The following is an 18,797-nucleotide window of genomic DNA, read 5'->3' as shown; positions in this document are numbered from 1 at the left end:
AGTCGGTTATTTTAGCAGATTTACAAATTCATCAAACAAGAACTCCGTATCCGTCGGCCCACTGGCAGCTTCGGGATGAAACTGTGCAGAGAACCAAGGATTTGTCTTATGCCGGATACCTTCGTTCGAACCATCGTTCATATTGATAAATAGGGGTTCCCAATCGGCACCCAATGTATTGTTGTCTACTGCATAACCATGATTCTGGCTGGTAATAAAACAACGTTCCGTCCCCACCATGCGTACCGGTTGGTTATGACTGCGATGTCCGTATTTCAATTTGTATATCCTGGCGCCCCCGGCTTTCGAAAGCAACTGGTTGCCCATACAGATACCGAAAATAGGTAGTTTCGTATTCTGCATCGCTTTACGGATGTTTTGTACGGCAGCATCGCAGGTATCAGGGTCGCCCGGCCCATTGGAGATAAACAGTCCATCAAATTCCAGTTCATTGAAATCATAATCCCAAGGAACACGGATCACCTCGACATCACGCTTCAACAAGCAACGGATAATATTCGTCTTTACACCGCAATCTACAAGTACAACTTTCCTCTTTCCTTCTCCCTGGTTATACCGGATGACCTCTTTGCAACTGACTTTATCTACATAGTTGATTCCTGCGTAAACTGCTTCAAGAGCATTCTGCTGATCATCATCGAATATGATCTGTCCCATCATTACCCCATGCTCACGCAGCACCTTAGTAAGTTCGCGGGTATCTATTCCTGTGATCCCGGGCACTTGCTCACGCTTCAACCAATCGGCAAGGCTCTCCACTGCATTCCAGTGACTGTATTCCTCCGAATAATCACTTACAATAATGGCTTCCGCATGGATTTTTTCACTTTCCATAAAAGTAGCCAGTCCATTGGGCTCGACCGTAAAAGGAGGTACCCCGTAATTACCTACCAACGGATAAGTAAGAGTCATCAACTGGCCGGCATACGAAGGGTCGGTCAAACTCTCCGGATAACCTGTCATGGCGGTATTGAAAACCACTTCACCTGCCACCGGCTTTTCGTAGCCAAACGACTTGCCATGAAAACGGCTCCCGTCGTTGAGGATTAAAGTTACATTTCGCATCTTTTATATTTACGATTTGACGATTTACTATTTACGATTGAAATTACCTTTTGGATTTACGATTGGACGATTTACTATTTACGATTGAAATTACCATTTTATTTGTGACCGAAGTCCTTTTCTACTTGTTTATTTAAACAGTGACCTTAATCGTAATTCGTAAATCGTCTAATCGTAAATCTCCTCGATTGTATCTCCTCGATCATAAATCTCAAAATTGGTATACTTGTTCTATATAATTTATAAATGCTTCATTCAACAGCTTCACGCCACCCGGTGTAGGATAGTCCCCACTGAAATACCAATCTCCACTATGATTAGGGCAAGCCTCATGCAAACCGCTCAAAGGCTGATATACAATTTCCACTTTGGCTTTTGTGCCCTTCGGAGTAAGCAACTCCACCATCTTGGCAGAAATTTCTTCATCAGTGAACGGCGCATAAATTTCTTTCACATAGTTCACCATCTGCTCTTTCGGCAGTCCCGCCTGGTCTTTCGATTTACGGTAAGCAGCGGCGATCACATCTTTCATGTCCCGGTCTTTCAGTAATTCGACTGCCGCTTTAAAAGCAATAAACTCACTCATCTTTGCCATATCGATGCCGTAATAATCGGGATAACGTACTTGTGGAGAAGAACTCACAATAACAATCTTCTTCGGCCCCAGTCGATCGAGAATGCCGATGATACTTTGGCGGAGTGTTGTGCCCCGCACAATGCTGTCATCGATAATCACCAAATTATCAATACCGGCACGCAAACTACCGTAGGTAATATCATACACATGGGCCGCCAAGTCATTGCGACTGTTGCCTTCGGCAATAAAGGTGCGCAGTTTGATATCTTTGATAGCCACCTTTTCGCTACGGATACGCCGGGAAAGTATAAGTTCCAGTTCCTCCATGTTCGGATTATGCCCCAAAGAGGCTATCTGCCGTACTTTCTCTTCATTGAGATAGTTGTCCAGCCCTTCGAGCATTCCATAAAACGCCACTTCGGCCGTATTGGGGATAAAGGAAAAAACCGTATGGTCAAGGTCATTATTGATCGCCTTCAAAATACGCGGGATTAATTTCTCACCCAGCAGTTTGCGTTCCTTATAGATATCCACATCACTCCCCCGGGAGAAATAAATACGCTCAAAAGAACATGCCCTTCTCTGACGGGACTTATTGATCTGAGTAGTGCGGAGCTGGCCCGCCTTGTTGATAAGGAGTGCCTGCCCCGGCTGAAGTTCTTTAATCTCTCCGACAGGTACATTAAGGGCAGTTTGTATGACAGGCCTTTCGGAAGCCAAGACGGCAATTTCGTCATCCTGATACCAAAATGCAGGACGAATGCCCCACGGATCACGGATTGCAAATGATTCACCGCTTCCTGTCAATCCGCAAATGACATATCCCCCATCCCACTCTTTACTGGAAGAACGCAGCACGTTGGCAAGATCGATATGCTCTTCGATATAGTTGGTCACCCCCATACCTGTCAGTCCCTCCGCCTCTGCCAGATTGAAAAGACGCTCCACTTCACGATCAAGGCGATGTCCTACCTGCTCGAGCATGATATAAGTATCGGCATATTTACGGGGATGCTGACCGATAGCTGTAATACGGGCAAAAATCTCATCCACATTTGTCATATTGAAATTACCGCAAAGTGCCAGATTCTTGGCACGCCAGTTATTTCTTCTCAAGAAAGGATGAACATAAGAGATACCCGATTTTCCGGTAGTAGAATAGCGTAAATGCCCCATATAAGCCTCTCCGGCAAAAGGCAGATTACGTTTGGCAAAGCCGGCATCGTGCAACTGTTCGGAAGTCAGGTCCTTAAAATTGCCCTGTACCGTTTCAAATATTTCAGTAATAGCTCCCGACCCCAACGCGCGTTCACGGAACATATATTCCTCACCGGGATTGGCAGCGAGCTTCACACAGGCAAGTCCGGCACCTTCCTGCCCACGGTTGTGTTGCTTCTCCATCAAAAGATAAAGTTTATTCAACCCGTACATCCAAGTGCCATACTTTTTTTCGTAATACTCCAAAGGCTTAAGCAGGCGTATCATAGCGACGCCACATTCATGCTTTAATTGTTCCATAATAATAATGTGCCAATATGCCAATGTGGTAATGTGCCAATTGGCTGCGCACACAATATATTAATTATTGATATTATTTATTTTCAGTTCATTGGCAAATCCCTTCATTGCCACATTGGCTAATCGACAAATTGCCTCATTGGCACATTATTCTACCGTTACCGACTTCGCCAGATTTCTCGGCTGGTCCACATCCATGCCTTTGCACACAGCTACATGATAGGCCAGCAACTGCAAAGGCACAGTAGTAACCAACGGATCGAGACATTCCAGTGTTTCGGGAAGTTCAATGCAATAATCGGCTATCTTGCTTATCACCGTGTCTCCCTCGGTAACAACGGCTATCACTCTTCCTTTACGGGCCTTGATTTCCTGTATATTACTAAGCACTTTTTCGTACATACCGTTTTGAGTGGCAATCACCACTACCGGCATCTCCGCGTCGATCAATGCAATGGGACCATGCTTCATCTCGGCAGCAGGATACCCTTCAGCATGGATATATGAGATTTCTTTCAGCTTCAAAGCGCCTTCCAAAGCTACCGGATACGAATATCCGCGACCAAGATAGATAAAATTATGCGCATACGTGAATATTTTAGATAATTCTGCAATTTCATCATTTAGTTTCAATACTTTTTTCATTTTTTCAGGGATGAAATTCAGTTCACGCACAACACTGAGAAAATGAGCCTCATCGATGGTCTGTTTTTCACGTGCCAATGTCAAAGCCAGCATTGTGAGTACAGTGACCTGCCCGGTAAATGCTTTAGTGGATGCCACGCCAATCTCCGGTCCTACGTGGATGTACGAACCGGTATGTGTGGCACGCGGAATGGATGAACCGATCGCATTACAAATGCCGTAAATAAACGCACCGCGACTTTTTGCCAATTCTACGGCTGCCAATGTATCGGCCGTCTCGCCACTTTGCGAAATGGCGATCACAACATCATCTTCACCAATCACCGGATCACGATAACGAAATTCAGAGGCGTATTCTACCTCCACCGGTATACGGCAGAAACTTTCGATCAGATGCTTGCCGATCAATCCGGCATGCCAAGAGGTTCCACAAGCCACAATAATAAAGCGTTTTGCTTTCAAAAGCCTTTCCTTATAGTCGATAACGGCAGAAAGCACAACACTGGTACCTTCCACATTGACACGTCCGCGCATACAATCATGAATGCAATCGGGCTGTTCGAAAATCTCTTTCAACATAAAATGTGGGTAACCGCCTTTCTCAAGCTGTCCCAGGTTAAGTTCCACTTTAGTCACTTCGGGTGTCATTTCCACATTATTAAGATTAACCACCTTTAGTTCCTTGCCCCTGTGTATGACAGCAATTTCCTCATCTTCCAGATAAACCACTTTATCCGTATATTCTACAATGGGCGTGGCATCTGAAGCCAGAAAGAACTCATCTTCACCAATACCCACCACCAACGGACTACTTTTACGGGCAGCAATGATCTCGTCCGGACGGTCTTTTTCCAATACGGCAATGGCGTATGCACCGATCACCTCACGCAGTGCCAGTTGTACGGCGGTCAGCAAATCCAGATGATTGGTCACCTTCATGTATTCGATTAATTGTACGAGTACTTCCGTATCGGTACTGCTTTTAAATGTATAGCCTTTGGCCTGAAGTTTTTCTTTAAGAACGGCGTAGTTTTCAATGATACCGTTATGGATGAGAGCGAGATTTTCGGAGGAGGAATAATGAGGATGAGCATTAGCAGAACAAGGTTCTCCGTGAGTGGCCCATCGCGTATGCGCAATACCGATATTGCCAGAAATGTCTTTTTGTGTGACAAAATTTTCAAGATCGGAGACTTTTCCTTTCGTCTTATACACATTTAACTGCTGGTTGTTACTGATTAATGCTACCCCGGCACTGTCATATCCACGATATTCCAATCGCTTCAAACCTTTTACAAGGATGGGGTAGGCTTCTTTTTTACCAATGTAGCCTACAATTCCACACATATTATCCTATTTTTTTTGTTTTCGGGAGCAAATATACATATTATTAATAACACATAGATTAGTTTTTCTATAAAATATAGACATAAGAATAGGAAAAAGTGATTTTTATATCAAAAAGTTAATTTTTCTATTATTTTAATCTCAAAAAGAAAGATATTACAAATTAAAACCAAAACAACTTTCCACACTTTCATATTAACGCAAAAACAAGACTGCCCACTTTCAAATTATCACCACTAAACGAGATCAATCGAAATCGTGTAACACAAAACCAAATAAATAGTATCATTATGAAATTAAATCCATATTTTTGCAAAACATTTTGATAGACAAAACTGGTATTATCATACAATAAAGCTAAAAAGAATGAGAAAAAGAGAACTTTTTATCAGCCAAACAAAGAAATCACCTTACCAACGACAACCCGAACAGTTGGGATTGTATGATGCAGCAAATGAACACGATGCATGCGGAGTTGGCATGTTGGTAAACATTCATGGAGAAAAATCGCATGATATCGTAGAGTCGGCACTAAAAGTGCTCGAAAACATGCGTCATCGCGGTGCTGAAGGAGCTGACAACAAAACAGGAGACGGCGCAGGTATCTTGTTACAGATTCCCCATGAATTTATCTTGTTGCAAGGTATCCCTGTCCCCGAAAAAGGGCGTTACGGCACCGGACTGCTCTTTCTGCCTAAAAACACCAAGGCACAGGCAGACATCCTGAGTATCATCATCGAAGAGATAGAAAAAGAAGGACTCACGTTGATGCACCTGCGTAATGTACCTACTTGTTCCGAAATTTTAGGAGAGTCGGCATTAACAGCAGAGCCGGAAATCAAACAGGCATTTATCACCGGATTCACAGAAACGGAAACAGCCGACCGGAAATTATATATAATAAGGAAAAAGATCGAAAACCGGATAATGAAATCAACAATCTCCGGGAAAGAAGATTTTTATATCGTTTCGCTCTCAACCAAAAGCATTATATATAAAGGTATGCTCTCATCGTTGCAATTGCGCAACTACTTCCCGGACCTTACAAACAGTTACTTCACCAGTGGGCTGGCATTGGTACACTCCCGTTTCAGTACCAACACTTTTCCTACATGGGGATTAGCGCAGCCCTTCCGCCTACTGGCGCACAATGGCGAAATAAACACAATCAGGGGAAATCGCGGATGGATGGAAGCACGCGAAAGCGTACTCTCTTCTCCTGCCCTCGGCGACATCAAAGAGATACGCCCCATTATCCAACCGGGCATGAGCGACAGTGCATCACTGGATAATGTCTTGGAGTTTCTCGTCATGTCCGGACTCAGCCTGCCGCATGCAATGGCAATGCTCGTACCGGAATCATTTAATGAAAAAAATCCGATCAGTGAAGATTTGAAAGCTTTCTACGAATACCACTCTATCCTGATGGAACCTTGGGATGGTCCTGCCGCACTGTTATTTAGTGACGGGCGGTATGCCGGTGGCATGCTCGACCGCAATGGGCTGCGTCCGGCACGCTACCTCATCACCAAAAATGACATGATGGTAGTAGCCAGTGAAGTAGGTGTTATGGATTTCGAACCGGGAGATATAAAAGAAAAAGGCCGCCTGCAACCGGGAAAAATATTATTGGTTGATACGGAAAAAGGAGAAATATACTACGACCACGAACTGAAAAAACAACTGGCGGATGCCAAACCTTACCGTACTTGGTTGGCGACTAACCGTATTGAACTGGACGAACTGAAAAGCGGGCGCAAAGTATCACATAGTGTAGAAAGATATGAGCAAATGCTGCATGTATTCGGCTACTCCAAAGAAGATGTCGAGAAAATTATCACTCCGATGGCTACTACCGGAGCAGAACCTATCAGTTCTATGGGTAATGATACGCCGCTCGCTATACTTTCGGATCAGCCGCAATTACTATACAATTACTTCCGGCAGCAATTTGCGCAGGTGACCAATCCTCCCATCGACCCGATCCGGGAAGAGCTGGTAATGTCACTGACGGAATATATCGGTGCCGTAGGAATGAACATTCTCACCCCAAACGAAAGCCACTGCAAAATGGTACGCCTCAACCATCCTATCTTAAGCAATGCACAATTGGATATTCTTTGCAATATCCGCTACAAAGGGTTCAAAACGGTGAAGCTGCCTATGTTATTTGAAATTTCCCGTGGTAAGGCCGGCTTACAGGAAGCATTAATTACCATATGCAAGCAGGCGGAAGAATCAGTGGCGGAAGGTGTGAACTATATCATACTGACGGACCGGGATGTGAATGCCACGCATGCAGCCATTCCTTCGCTACTGGCAGTAAGTGCCGTACACCATCATCTTATCTCGGTAGGAAAACGTGTACAAACCGCTCTTGTAGTTGAAAGTGGCGAGATACGCGAAGTAATGCACGCTGCCCTGTTGCTTGGTTTCGGGGCAAGTGCCTTGAATCCATATATGGCCTTTGCCATACTCGACAAACTGGTTGCCCGAAAAGAGATCCAACTCGACTATGCCACTGCAGAAAAGAATTACATCAAAGCTATCTGCAAAGGATTGTTCAAAGTGATGAGCAAAATGGGGATCAGCACCATCCGTTCATATCGTGGTGCGAAAATATTCGAGGCCATAGGTCTGAGCGAGGAATTGAGCAATGCTTATTTTGGCGGTCTCCCGTCACGAATCGGCGGAATCCGGCTTGAGGAAATAGCAAGAGACGCCGTTTTTTCAGTTGAAAGTGGAAAATTGAAAGTGGAAAGTTCTATGCAGCAGGAAGACGTAGCAAACTCTCAAAACAGCTCTCAACCAAATAACTTTCAACTTTCAACTCTCAACTTTCAACTAAACAACAGGGGGTTGTATTCTTTCCGGAAAGATGGAGAAAAGCACGCTTGGAATCCGGAAACAATCAGCACACTGCAACTGGCTACGCGTTTGGGTAGTTACAAAAAATTCAAAGAGTTTACTTCTATGGTAGACAACAAAGAAGCCCCCATTTTTTTGCGAGACTTCTTTGCATTCAAACGTAACCCCATCAACATAGACCGCGTAGAACCAATAGAAAATATTATGCGCCGTTTCGTAACCGGTGCCATGAGTTATGGTTCCATTAGCCGTGAAGCACACGAAGCAATGGCAATAGCCATGAATAAAATTCACGGACGTAGCAATACAGGCGAAGGTGGAGAAGATGCAGCACGTTTCATCCCCCGTGCGGATGGAACAAGCCTGCGAAGTGCCATCAAGCAAGTAGCTTCCGGACGCTTTGGGGTAACAACGGAATATCTTGTCAATGCGGATGAAATACAGATTAAAATAGCCCAAGGAGCAAAGCCCGGCGAAGGCGGGCAGTTACCGGGATACAAGGTGGACCAGGTGATAGCTAAAACCCGCCATTCCATACCGGGCATCTCACTCATATCTCCCCCGCCCCATCATGACATCTACTCCATAGAGGATCTGGCACAGCTTATCTTCGATTTAAAAAATGTAAATCCGAAAGCCAAAATCAGCGTAAAGCTGGTAGCAGAAAGCGGAATAGGAACAATCGCCGCCGGCGTGGCGAAAGCAAAGGCCGATCTCATCGTGATATCGGGTGCGGAAGGCGGTACAGGCGCTTCTCCCGCTTCTTCCATTCGTTATGCCGGCATTTCACCGGAATTGGGACTGAGCGAAGCACAACAGACTTTGGTATTGAACGGACTGCGCGGGCAAGTCATGCTACAAGTAGACGGGCAGTTGAAAACCGGACGCGACATCGTACTAATGGCTATGCTGGGTGCCGAAGAATTCGGATTTGCAACTTCGGCATTGATCGTACTGGGTTGCGTAATGATGCGTAAATGTCACATGAATACCTGTCCGGTAGGCGTTGCCACTCAAAATGAAGAATTGCGTAAGCGTTTTCACGGCCGGAGTGAATATCTGGTCAACTTCTTCACTTTCTTGGCACAAGAAGTAAGGGAGTATCTTGCCGAAATCGGTGTGGAAAGACTGGATGATCTTATCGGGCGCACCGACCTCATCGAGCGCAAAGCCGATAATGGAAATCCCAAACATGCGCTCATCGACTTCAGTAAATTACTGGCACGAGTAGACAACAACGCTGCTATCCGCCATGTCACCAATCAGGATCACGGTATTTCTACCGTCAAAGATGTAGAAATACTTCATGCCGCACAAGATGCCATTGAGTATCAGAAGGAAATCTCACTGGAATACACGATTGCCAATACGGATCGCGCCGTAGGCGCCATGCTTTCGGGTGCAATCGCTGCCAAATATGGCGAAAACGGTCTGCCGGAACACACACTGAATATAAAATTCAAAGGTTCTGCCGGACAATCGTTCGGTGCATTTCTTACTCCGGGAGTCAACTTCAAACTGGAAGGAGAGGCCAATGACTACCTCGGCAAAGGATTGAGTGGCGGCCGCATATCCGTACTACCGCCGGTACGAAGCAATTTTGAAGCAGAAAAAAACACGATAGCCGGTAACACTTTATTATATGGTGCCACCAGTGGAGAAGTCTACATCAATGGACGCGTAGGTGAACGTTTCGCCGTCCGTAACTCGGGAGCCATCGCCGTAGTAGAAGGCGTAGGAGACCATTGCTGTGAATACATGACAGGTGGACGTGTAGTAGTACTGGGACAAACCGGACGAAACTTTGCAGCCGGCATGAGCGGCGGAGTAGCATACGTCTGGAACAAAGAAGGGAATTTCGATTATTTCTGCAACATGGAGATGGTAGAATTATCTCTCATCGAAGAAGCAAGTTATCGCAAAGAATTACATGAGCTCATCCGGCAACATTATTTATATACCGGTAGTAAACAAGCACGTATCCTACTCGATGACTGGAACCGCTATGTAGACGAATTCATACAAGTAGTGCCCATCGAATACAAAAAGGTGCTACAGGAAGAGCAAATGCGGAAATTGCAACAGAAGATTGCGGATATGCAAAGAGACTATTAGGATTTACGATTAGACAATTTACGAATTACGATTGAAGTTACTTCTTTAAATGAACAAGTAGAATGACTTCAGTCGCAAATAGATGGTAAATTCAATCGTAATTCGTAAATCGTAAAATCGTAAATCAAAATGGTAATTTCAATCGTAAATTGTAAATCGTAAAATCGTAAACCATCATGGGAGATTCAAAAGCATTTTTAACCATACACCGTCAGGAGGCCGGATACCGCCCCGTACACGAACGTATCACCGATTATGGAGAAGTAGAGCAAACCCTTAATACCCACGACCGGAAACTACAAGCATCGCGCTGCATGGATTGTGGAGTACCTTTCTGCCATTGGGCTTGTCCATTAGGCAACAAGCAACCCGAATGGCAGGATGCTCTCTACAAGGGAAAGTGGAAAGAGGCTTATGAAATCTTGGCTGCCACATGTGATTTTCCAGAATTTACAGGACGCATCTGTCCTGCCCTTTGCGAAAAAAGCTGTGTACTAAAGCTATCGTGTGACGAACCGGTAACCATTCGCGAAAATGAAGCCGCTATTGTAGAAGCCGCTTTTCGTGAAGGATATATCACTCCGGTAATACCCGTACGTAATGGAAAACGGGTAGCAATAATCGGTGCCGGCCCAGCGGGATTGGTAGCTGCCAATCAGTTGAACAGAAAAGGATATACCGTCACCCTTTTCGATAAGGCAGAAGCACCGGGCGGCCTACTCCGTTTCGGTATTCCGAACTTCAAACTGAATAAAAACATCATCGACCGCCGCATGGAAATATTAAAAGCCGAAGGGATTCTGTTCAAAATGAATACAGCGATAGACACGGCTCATCTGCCCGAAGGATTCGATGCTTACTGTATTTGTACCGGTGCAGAAACGCCTCGCGATCTTTCCATACCGGGACGTGAACTGAAAGGAATCCATTTTGCATTGGAAATGTTATCACAACAGAACCGGATTATAGAAGGACAGACTTTTGCTAAAGATAAGATGGTGAATGCAAAAGGGAAAAAAGTACTTGTCATCGGTGGAGGGGATACCGGTTCGGACTGTATAGGTACCAGTGTACGACAAGGAGCTGTCAGTGTAACACAAATAGAAATCATGCCTCAGCCCCCTGTCGGACATAATGATGCGACTCCGTGGCCACAATGGCCGGTGGTACTGAAAACTACCTCTTCACATGAAGAAGGCTGTATGCGCCGATGGTCACTTGCTTCCAACCGATTCATCGGTAAAAACGGTAAAGTCACCGGTGTAGAGGTAGAAGAGGTAGAATGGAGCACTCCTGCCGCAGGTGGACGACCAGTCATGAAGCCCACCGGCAAAAAAGAAATCATTGAAGCCGATATGGTATTACTTGCCATGGGATTCCTGAAACCGGAACAGCCGGAATATCCGGAAAATGTATTCATAGCCGGTGATGCGGCAACAGGAGCCAGTCTCGTAGTACGTGCAATGGCAGAAGGACGCAGAGTAGCGAAACTGATTTATGATTTATAAATTAGAAATCATGACCGAAGCTATCAGAAGAAGCTATCAGAAAAGGAAAAGACCGGCTTAACGGGGGGCAGCAAAAAGCCATAATTCATAATTCACAAATCCAGAAATCATAATTCATAAACCATAAATCTCAAAATCATGTGTGGAATAGCAGGAATATTCAATATAAAGAACCAGTCGAAAGAATTGCGGGACAAAGCATTGCGTATGGCACAAAAAATCCGTCATCGCGGACCGGACTGGAGTGGTATCTATGTAGGCGGCAGTGCCATCCTGGCACACGAACGCCTTTCTATCGTCGACCCGGAAAGTGGAGGGCAACCTCTCTACTCGCCCGACCATAAAGTGGTACTTGCCGTAAACGGTGAGATATACAATCATCGGGACATACGTGCACAATATGCCGGACGTTATGAATTTCAGACAGGAAGCGATTGCGAAGTGATACTTGCGCTTTATAAAGACAAAGGCATACACTTCTTGGAAGAGCTTAACGGTATTTTCGCATTCGCACTCTACGATGAAGAAAAAGACGAGTTTCTCATTGCCCGCGACCCTATCGGCGTTATACCTCTTTATATCGGGTATGATGCAGATGGAAAGGTGTATGTAGGCAGTGAATTGAAAGCTCTCGAAGGTTTCTGCGAAGATTACGAACCCTTCCTTCCGGGACACTATTACCATAGTAAAGAACAAAAAATGAAACGTTGGTATACCCGCGACTGGATGGATTATGAAGCTGTGAAAACCAACACTGCCCATGTATCCGATGTACATGATGCCCTTGAAGCAGCTGTACATCGCCAATTAATGAGTGATGTCCCTTATGGGGTATTGTTAAGCGGCGGTCTGGATTCCTCCGTCATTTCGGCCATCGCCAAGAAATATGCAGCCAAACGCATTGAAACAGATGGTGCCAGTGATGCCTGGTGGCCACAGCTACACTCTTTCGCCATTGGCTTGAAAGGTGCTCCCGATCTCAGTAAGGCTCGTGAGGTAGCCGAATATATCGGAACCGTCCATCACGAAATAAACTATACCATTCAAGAAGGGCTCGATGCACTACGTGATGTAATCTATTTTATCGAGACTTACGATGTGACTACCGTACGTGCCTCTACACCGATGTATCTGCTGGCACGTGTCATCAAGTCGATGGGAATCAAAATGGTACTTAGCGGTGAAGGAGCGGACGAGATATTCGGCGGTTATCTCTACTTCCATAAAGCACCGGACGCCCGTGCTTTCCATGAAGAGACCGTACGCAAAATCTCCAAGCTGTATCTTTACGACTGCCTGCGTGCCAACAAGAGCCTTGCCGCTTGGGGTATAGAAGGACGTGTCCCATTCCTCGACAAAGAATTTCTGGACGTTGCCATGCGTCTCAATCCGGAGGCCAAGATGGCATCGGGAAAGGTGATTGAAAAGAAAATAGTACGCGAAGCCTTTGCACATATGCTACCGGAAAGTGTGGTCTGGCGTCAAAAAGAACAATTTAGCGATGGTGTAGGATACAACTGGATAGATACGCTGAAAGCTATCACCGCAACAGCCGTAAGCGACGAACAAATGGCACAGGCTGCCGAACGCTTCCCCATCCACACGCCACAGAACAAAGAGGAATATTATTATCGTAGTATTTTCGAAGAGCACTTCCCCAGCGCATCGGCAGCGAAAAGCGTACCGAGCGTGCCCAGTGTAGCCTGCTCCACAGCAGAAGCACTGGCTTGGGATACCGCCTTCCAAGGCAAGAACGAACCCAGTGGACGGGCCGTAAAAGGGATACACGAAGAAGCATATTGAAAATGTCTCCAACAATGACCGTTATTTTCTTGCTTTTTATTTACATAAATGTAACTAATTGGTTTCATTTATGTAAATAAAAAGCAAGAAAACAGATATTATGCTCGAAATTAGTAGAAAGACGAAACAGATATGCAACTTTCCAGCTTCCTTTCTTTGTCTAAAGCATTGGGGATTAAATTGAAAACTGAATATTAGCAATCCATATTAAGAAACTAAAGACAGGCAGGTGGCTATGCACACATGTTAAAAACAGCCTTCGGAATCAATATAGCATGTTTTTATGGTGCGGCAGACATAGCTTTCTCCGTAAAAATGAATCTTGATATATTAACTAAGATTTAATAATGATGTAAAACAATCAAGACTTTCTTTCCTTACTTTTGCAACATAGTAAAAAAACTATTTGCATATGATGAAAATAAAAAAGATTCTACTTGCCTCCGCCCTCGTCCTATCAACATGCGGCGTAATGGCCCAAACTCAGGTTATCGCCCATCGCGGCTATTGGAAAACAGACGGTTCGGCACAAAACAGCATTGCCGCTCTTCTTAAAGCCGATTCTATCGGCTGCTACGGTTCCGAATTCGATGTGTGGCTCACGGCAGATGATAAGCTTGTGGTGAACCATGATCCTGTTTTCAAGCTAAAAAGCATGGAACGCTCTACGGCAGCAAACCTTACTTCACTGAAGCTGGATAACGGCGAGAGCCTCCCTACCCTTGAACAATATCTCAAAGCTGCTCTAAAAACCAAGACACGCCTGATTCTGGAACTGAAAGAACTCAGCAGCCCGGAACGGGAAACGAAAGCCGTAGAAAAGATAGTGGCGATGGTGAAAAAACTCGGGCTGAACGACAGAATGGAATACATTACTTTTTCATTGCATGCCACTAAGGAATTTATCCGCCTGACTCCTGCCGGAACTCCTGTCTTTTATCTGGATGGCAAACTACCCCCGAAAGAACTGAAAGAGATGGGGTGTGCCGGACCGGACTATCATCTGAACGTCTTCCGAAAACATCCCGAATGGATAAAAGAATGCCACGATCTCGGCATGAAAGTAAACGTCTGGACAGTCAATAAAGAAAAAGACATGAAATGGCTTATCGAAAAGAAGGTTGATTTCATCACGACTAATGAACCGGTATTGCTGAATGAAATAATGAAAGAGTGAAATAATGAATTAGTGATAAGCGGATCAATGATAAGTGATTAGTGCCATGCAGTATATAGTGCAGCCTGTTTATCTCTTGTCATTAGTCCGCTTATCACACCAATTACATCACCAATTTCAGAACTCTTCCAATACCAGCCGGAATTCATCAACAGTCAGTTCCCCGATTTGCCGCCACAATTCCTTTCCACGGTGCAGTAACACAAAAGCCGGAACAGTTTCTATATTATAAGAATCTGCAACAGCTTTGTCACTTTCAATATTCACTTTTACAAGTTCGACGACTCTCTTTTCATATGCATTAATAACCGGTTCCAACCATTCATAGTGGGGAGACCAATCTGCATAAAATAAAATCAAAACCAGATGATTGGTCTGGGCTGCTTCTTCTAATCGTTTAGTTACATCGTCCATCATTTATTTACTTTTTTAATTATACTGCATCAACAAAAGAAATAGAAAAAGGTTTCATCATGCCTTATCGAATTTCAATAATTCATCCTTCGAACGCCTTATACACCGGATATATAGGGGATGAAACGTCGCTGGCAGAAACAACATGCCACACCGGTAAGCCCAAGCAGGGTGCTTATCGTCTCTAAGCACTATCCATACAATCCATATGAACCGTGCAAAGCACTCCTGAGAATGGTGCTTAGCTGTGCTTTGCACGGTTCATAATAACTGGAACAAACTTTCCTCCTCAAACACCGACAAATAAAGAAATGCGGCAAAAAGGTCAAGATAGAGGAAAAAGATACATTCCATGTGATATTCCGCAGTTTCGAACCGCCTATACCACCAAACCGGCAACACATTGTTTCACTAAACGCCACCTCAGATTGATCTAAATCAAGATATTATTTCTTTCATATATACCGGAAAAATATGCAAAACAAAAAGGCCGGATAATAGTTTATTTAAATAGAAGGCTTTCTTGTTTCAAATTAAAAGAATAAAAGCCCCTATAAAAAAAGACTGAAAGTAGCAGAAAAATAAATAGATATTCGATCTAAATTCGAACTAATTACAGAGCAAAAAGTCATATCTTTGCATTATAATAAAACAAAAGGATAGAATAAACAATCAATAAACAACAAAATGACAAGAACAATTCAATTCACAAAAATGCATGGAGCGGGAAACGATTATATTTATATAAACGCCATCAAATATCCAATTGCAGATCCTGAAAAGCGTGCGGTTGAATGGAGCGCATACCACACGGGAATAGGAAGCGACGGACTTGTATTGATTGACACATCCGACAAAGCAGATTTTAGCATGCGCATTTTCAACGCAGACGGTTCGGAAGCCATGATGTGTGGAAACGCAAGCCGTTGTATCGGAAAGTATCTGTTCGAATATGGATTGACTACGAAAACAACCATAACACTGGATACGCTCTCGGGGATCAAACTGCTGAAACTCCAAGTAGAAGACGGCAAAGTGGCAACGGTAACAGTAGACATGAGTGAACCACAAGACACGGGAACTATTGATTTCAGAGACAAACTGCCTTATGTATCTACCACTGTGTCAATGGGAAACCCGCATCTGATTACTTTTGTCGAAAATATAGATGAGATAGACCTCCCGGAGATAGGTCCCAAACTGGAAAATGATCCGCTCTTTCCCGACCGCACCAACGTGGAATTCGCACAAGTATTAGACAAAAACAGAATAAGAATGCGCGTATGGGAACGGGGCTCAGGCATCACCCAAGCCTGCGGAACAGGAGCATGCGCCACCGCAGTGGCCGCCTTCATAGAAGGTAAAACCGGCAGAAAAACAGATATTATTATGGATGGTGGCACACTGACCATCGAATGGGATGAGCAGACAAATCACGTATGGATGACCGGCCCTGCCGTAAAGATTTTCGACGGTATCCTAAAAATAGAAGAATAGCAACAAAAAAATAAGGATAAAAAGACAGGTATCAGGATAACTAATTGAATAAAAACAAAACTTAAAACAAGAACAATATGGCACTCGTAAACGAACATTTTTTAAAACTACCGGGCAGTTATCTGTTCTCGGACATCGCGAAAAGGGTAAATACGTTCAAAATAACACATCCGAAACAGGACATCATCCGACTGGGCATCGGAGACGTAACCCGTCCGCTGGCCCCGGCGTGCGTCGAAGCGATGCATAAAGCCGTAGAAGAGATGGCACACGCCGAAACATTCCGGGGATACGGCCCGGAACAGGGATATGACTTCCTCATCGAAGCGGTGATAAAAAACGACTATGTCCCACGTGGCATCCACCTTGCCAACTCGGAGGTGTTTATCAACGACGGTGCCAAAAGCGATACGGGAAACATCGGAGACATTCTCCGTCACGACAACAGCGTAGGCGTAACAGATCCCATCTATCCGGTATACATCGACAGCAACGTGATGTGCGGACGGGCAGGCGTATTAGAGGAAGCTACCGGAAGATGGAGCAATGTGACCTACATGCCCTGCACCAGCGAGAACAACTTCATCCCCGCAATACCGGATAAGCGTATCGATATCGTTTATTTGTGCTACCCGAATAACCCGACAGGAACAACATTAACGAAAGCAGAACTGAAAAAGTGGGTGGATTATGCGTTGGCCAATGACACACTGATATTATTCGATGCCGCCTATGAAGCATATATACAGGAAACAGACGTGCCGCATTCCATTTACGAGATAAAAGGAGCGAAAAAATGTGCCATCGAATTCCGGAGCTTCTCAAAAACGGCAGGTTTTACGGGCATACGCTGTGGATACACAGTGGTACCGAAGGAACTCACCGCAGCCACCCTCGAAGGCGACCGCATTCCGCTAAACCGCTTATGGAACCGCCGCCAAAGCACCAAGTTCAACGGCACTTCCTATATCACCCAACGGGCGGCCGAAGCCATCTATACTCCGGAAGGCAAAAAGCAAATACAGGCAACCATCCAGTACTATATGGACAATGCCCGTATCATGAAAGAGGGACTGGAAAGTACTGGGCTGAAAGTCTACGGAGGAGTCAACGCTCCTTACCTCTGGGTGAAAACCCCGAATGGAACAAGCTCTTGGAAATTCTTCGACCAACTGCTTTACGAAGCAAACGTGGTAGGTACGCCGGGCATAGGCTTCGGGCCGAGCGGTGAAGGATACATCCGCCTTACGGCATTTGGCGAACGTCACGATTGCATAGAAGCCATGAGACGGATAAAGCAGTGGATTTAAAGATATAAAAGGAAACCGGAAAAAAGGAAACCGGAAAGTCAAGAATGAAAAAAACGAAAATAACACACCTCCACAACTTTTATCTTCCAATGGACGATTTACAGATAAAATGAGATAGTACTTGCGCGCTACTATATATAAAAGTTGGACCGTACATCCACAATTTTCTAACATAAAGGTAAAAAGACGATGAAAACGACAATTAACGGAAAATTAAGGGGAGTAGCAGTAGCGTTATTGAGCATGCTTATTCCGGCAACAGTGACGGCACAAGACAAATTTGAGATTTCACTGGGTGCCGAGGTAGTAAGCAAATATGTATGGCGTGGTTTCGACCAGGCATCGGGCACTTCTGTCCAGCCCTCTTTAGGACTGGCTTACAAAGGAATATCCTTATCAGCCTGGGGAAGTACCAGTGTCACAGACCTCGAACCCAAAGAACTCGATCTCACGTTGGCATATGGCATTGGTAGATTCGGCATTGCAGTGACCGACTATTGGTGGTCCGGTGAAAGTGGCAAATACGGGCATTACAAAGAGAGCCACTATTTTGAAGGCGCATTGAGTTACAACTTCGGCGATAAAGTTCCTCTGACCCTCTCGGCAGCCATGATGTTTGCCGGAGCAGACAAGAATCCGGATGGCGATCAGAATTTTTCAGCCTATTTCAATGCCGCATATGACATTGCCTGTCCGGGGAAGGTTACACTGACTCCCTCCGTAGGCATATCCACCAAGTCTTACATGTACACAGGTGAGAAGATAAGCGGCTTCACGGACATTTCGCTGAAAGCGGCCAAAGAGGTAAAAGTGACGGACAGTTTCTTGATCCCCATCTTTGTGCAGTTCATCGTATCGCCCGTTATGGACAAGACATATCTGATATTCGGTATGAGTTTCTAAGGATTTACGACAAAAACACATTAATTCAA

Annotated in this window: 12 protein-coding genes; 8 read left to right on the top strand and 4 right to left on the bottom strand. The window is 44.8% G+C overall.

The window, feature by feature from the left end:
• Positions 1-6: 6 nt before the first annotated feature.
• From carA to glmS, 3 genes are all read right to left on the bottom strand, one after another.
• Positions 7-1,086, bottom strand: coding sequence for a glutamine-hydrolyzing carbamoyl-phosphate synthase small subunit (carA, locus tag RB604_RS12955; protein WP_007480516.1), 1,080 nt, complete (start codon positions 1,084-1,086; stop codon positions 7-9).
• A 211-nt stretch (positions 1,087-1,297) separates the two neighbouring features.
• Positions 1,298-3,181, bottom strand: coding sequence for an amidophosphoribosyltransferase (locus RB604_RS12950; RefSeq protein ID WP_025819611.1), 1,884 nt, complete (start codon positions 3,179-3,181; stop codon positions 1,298-1,300).
• Between the two features lie 147 nt (positions 3,182-3,328).
• A complete protein-coding gene (gene glmS, locus RB604_RS12945) occupies positions 3,329-5,173 on the bottom strand; it encodes a glutamine--fructose-6-phosphate transaminase (isomerizing) (protein ID WP_005923299.1) in 1,845 nt (614 codons plus the stop codon).
• Between the two features lie 366 nt (positions 5,174-5,539).
• Here glmS and gltB point away from each other — a divergent pair, with 366 nt between their 5' ends.
• From gltB to RB604_RS12925, 4 genes are all read left to right on the top strand, one after another.
• Complete coding sequence (gene gltB / locus RB604_RS12940) at positions 5,540-10,156, top strand: glutamate synthase large subunit (protein WP_007480514.1); 4,617 nt, start codon at positions 5,540-5,542, stop codon at positions 10,154-10,156.
• Between the two features lie 176 nt (positions 10,157-10,332).
• Entirely contained in the window at positions 10,333-11,664 is a 1,332-nt protein-coding gene (locus RB604_RS12935) for a glutamate synthase subunit beta (RefSeq protein WP_005923305.1), read from the top strand.
• A 138-nt stretch (positions 11,665-11,802) separates the two neighbouring features.
• Positions 11,803-13,467 carry an asparagine synthase B gene (asnB, locus tag RB604_RS12930; protein WP_007480513.1) on the top strand — a complete coding sequence of 555 codons (1,665 nt, stop codon included), beginning with the start codon at positions 11,803-11,805 and terminating at the stop codon, positions 13,465-13,467.
• A 415-nt stretch (positions 13,468-13,882) separates the two neighbouring features.
• On the top strand, positions 13,883-14,644 hold the full coding sequence (locus RB604_RS12925) for a glycerophosphodiester phosphodiesterase family protein (protein ID WP_044094020.1): 762 nt from the start codon (positions 13,883-13,885) through the stop codon (positions 14,642-14,644).
• A 117-nt stretch (positions 14,645-14,761) separates the two neighbouring features.
• On the opposite strand, the gene RB604_RS12920 is transcribed toward RB604_RS12925, so the two are convergent.
• Complete coding sequence (locus RB604_RS12920) at positions 14,762-15,058, bottom strand: thioredoxin family protein (RefSeq protein WP_007480512.1); 297 nt, start codon at positions 15,056-15,058, stop codon at positions 14,762-14,764.
• Positions 15,059-15,117: 59 nt separating this feature from the next.
• On the opposite strand from RB604_RS12920, the gene RB604_RS12915 reads away from it, so the two are divergent.
• The 4 genes from RB604_RS12915 to RB604_RS12900 all read left to right on the top strand — a co-directional run bounded on the left by RB604_RS12915 (position 15,118) and on the right by RB604_RS12900 (position 18,768).
• Entirely contained in the window at positions 15,118-15,246 is a 129-nt protein-coding gene (locus tag RB604_RS12915; RefSeq protein WP_259327055.1) for a hypothetical protein, read from the top strand.
• Positions 15,247-15,745: 499 nt separating this feature from the next.
• Complete coding sequence (dapF, locus tag RB604_RS12910) at positions 15,746-16,555, top strand: diaminopimelate epimerase (protein ID WP_005923317.1); 810 nt, start codon at positions 15,746-15,748, stop codon at positions 16,553-16,555.
• A gap of 77 nt (positions 16,556-16,632) precedes the next feature.
• A complete protein-coding gene (locus RB604_RS12905; RefSeq protein WP_007480511.1) occupies positions 16,633-17,865 on the top strand; it encodes an LL-diaminopimelate aminotransferase in 1,233 nt (410 codons plus the stop codon).
• Between the two features lie 189 nt (positions 17,866-18,054).
• Positions 18,055-18,768, top strand: a complete 714-nt coding sequence (locus RB604_RS12900) for a TorF family putative porin (RefSeq protein ID WP_005923322.1) — start codon at positions 18,055-18,057, stop codon at positions 18,766-18,768.
• The last annotated feature ends 29 nt before the right edge of the window (positions 18,769-18,797 follow it).

This window comes from Bacteroides salyersiae, from assembly GCF_031172035.1.
Lineage (GTDB): Bacteria > Bacteroidota > Bacteroidia > Bacteroidales > Bacteroidaceae > Bacteroides > Bacteroides salyersiae.
This window is presented reverse-complemented; position numbering and strand designations above follow the sequence as displayed.

Coding starts and splice junctions, on each gene's coding strand:
- carA (WP_007480516.1), bottom strand. CDS start 1,086: ATGCGAAATGTAACTTTAATCCTCAACGACGGGAGCCGTTTTCATGGC.
- asnB (WP_007480513.1), top strand. CDS start 11,803: ATGTGTGGAATAGCAGGAATATTCAATATAAAGAACCAGTCGAAAGAA.
- RB604_RS12935 (WP_005923305.1), top strand. CDS start 10,333: ATGGGAGATTCAAAAGCATTTTTAACCATACACCGTCAGGAGGCCGGA.
- RB604_RS12915 (WP_259327055.1), top strand. CDS start 15,118: ATGCCTTATCGAATTTCAATAATTCATCCTTCGAACGCCTTATACACC.
- RB604_RS12905 (WP_007480511.1), top strand. CDS start 16,633: ATGGCACTCGTAAACGAACATTTTTTAAAACTACCGGGCAGTTATCTG.
- RB604_RS12925 (WP_044094020.1), top strand. CDS start 13,883: ATGAAAATAAAAAAGATTCTACTTGCCTCCGCCCTCGTCCTATCAACA.
- RB604_RS12920 (WP_007480512.1), bottom strand. CDS start 15,058: ATGGACGATGTAACTAAACGATTAGAAGAAGCAGCCCAGACCAATCAT.
- dapF (WP_005923317.1), top strand. CDS start 15,746: ATGACAAGAACAATTCAATTCACAAAAATGCATGGAGCGGGAAACGAT.
- glmS (WP_005923299.1), bottom strand. CDS start 5,173: ATGTGTGGAATTGTAGGCTACATTGGTAAAAAAGAAGCCTACCCCATC.
- gltB (WP_007480514.1), top strand. CDS start 5,540: ATGAGAAAAAGAGAACTTTTTATCAGCCAAACAAAGAAATCACCTTAC.
- RB604_RS12950 (WP_025819611.1), bottom strand. CDS start 3,181: ATGGAACAATTAAAGCATGAATGTGGCGTCGCTATGATACGCCTGCTT.
- RB604_RS12900 (WP_005923322.1), top strand. CDS start 18,055: ATGAAAACGACAATTAACGGAAAATTAAGGGGAGTAGCAGTAGCGTTA.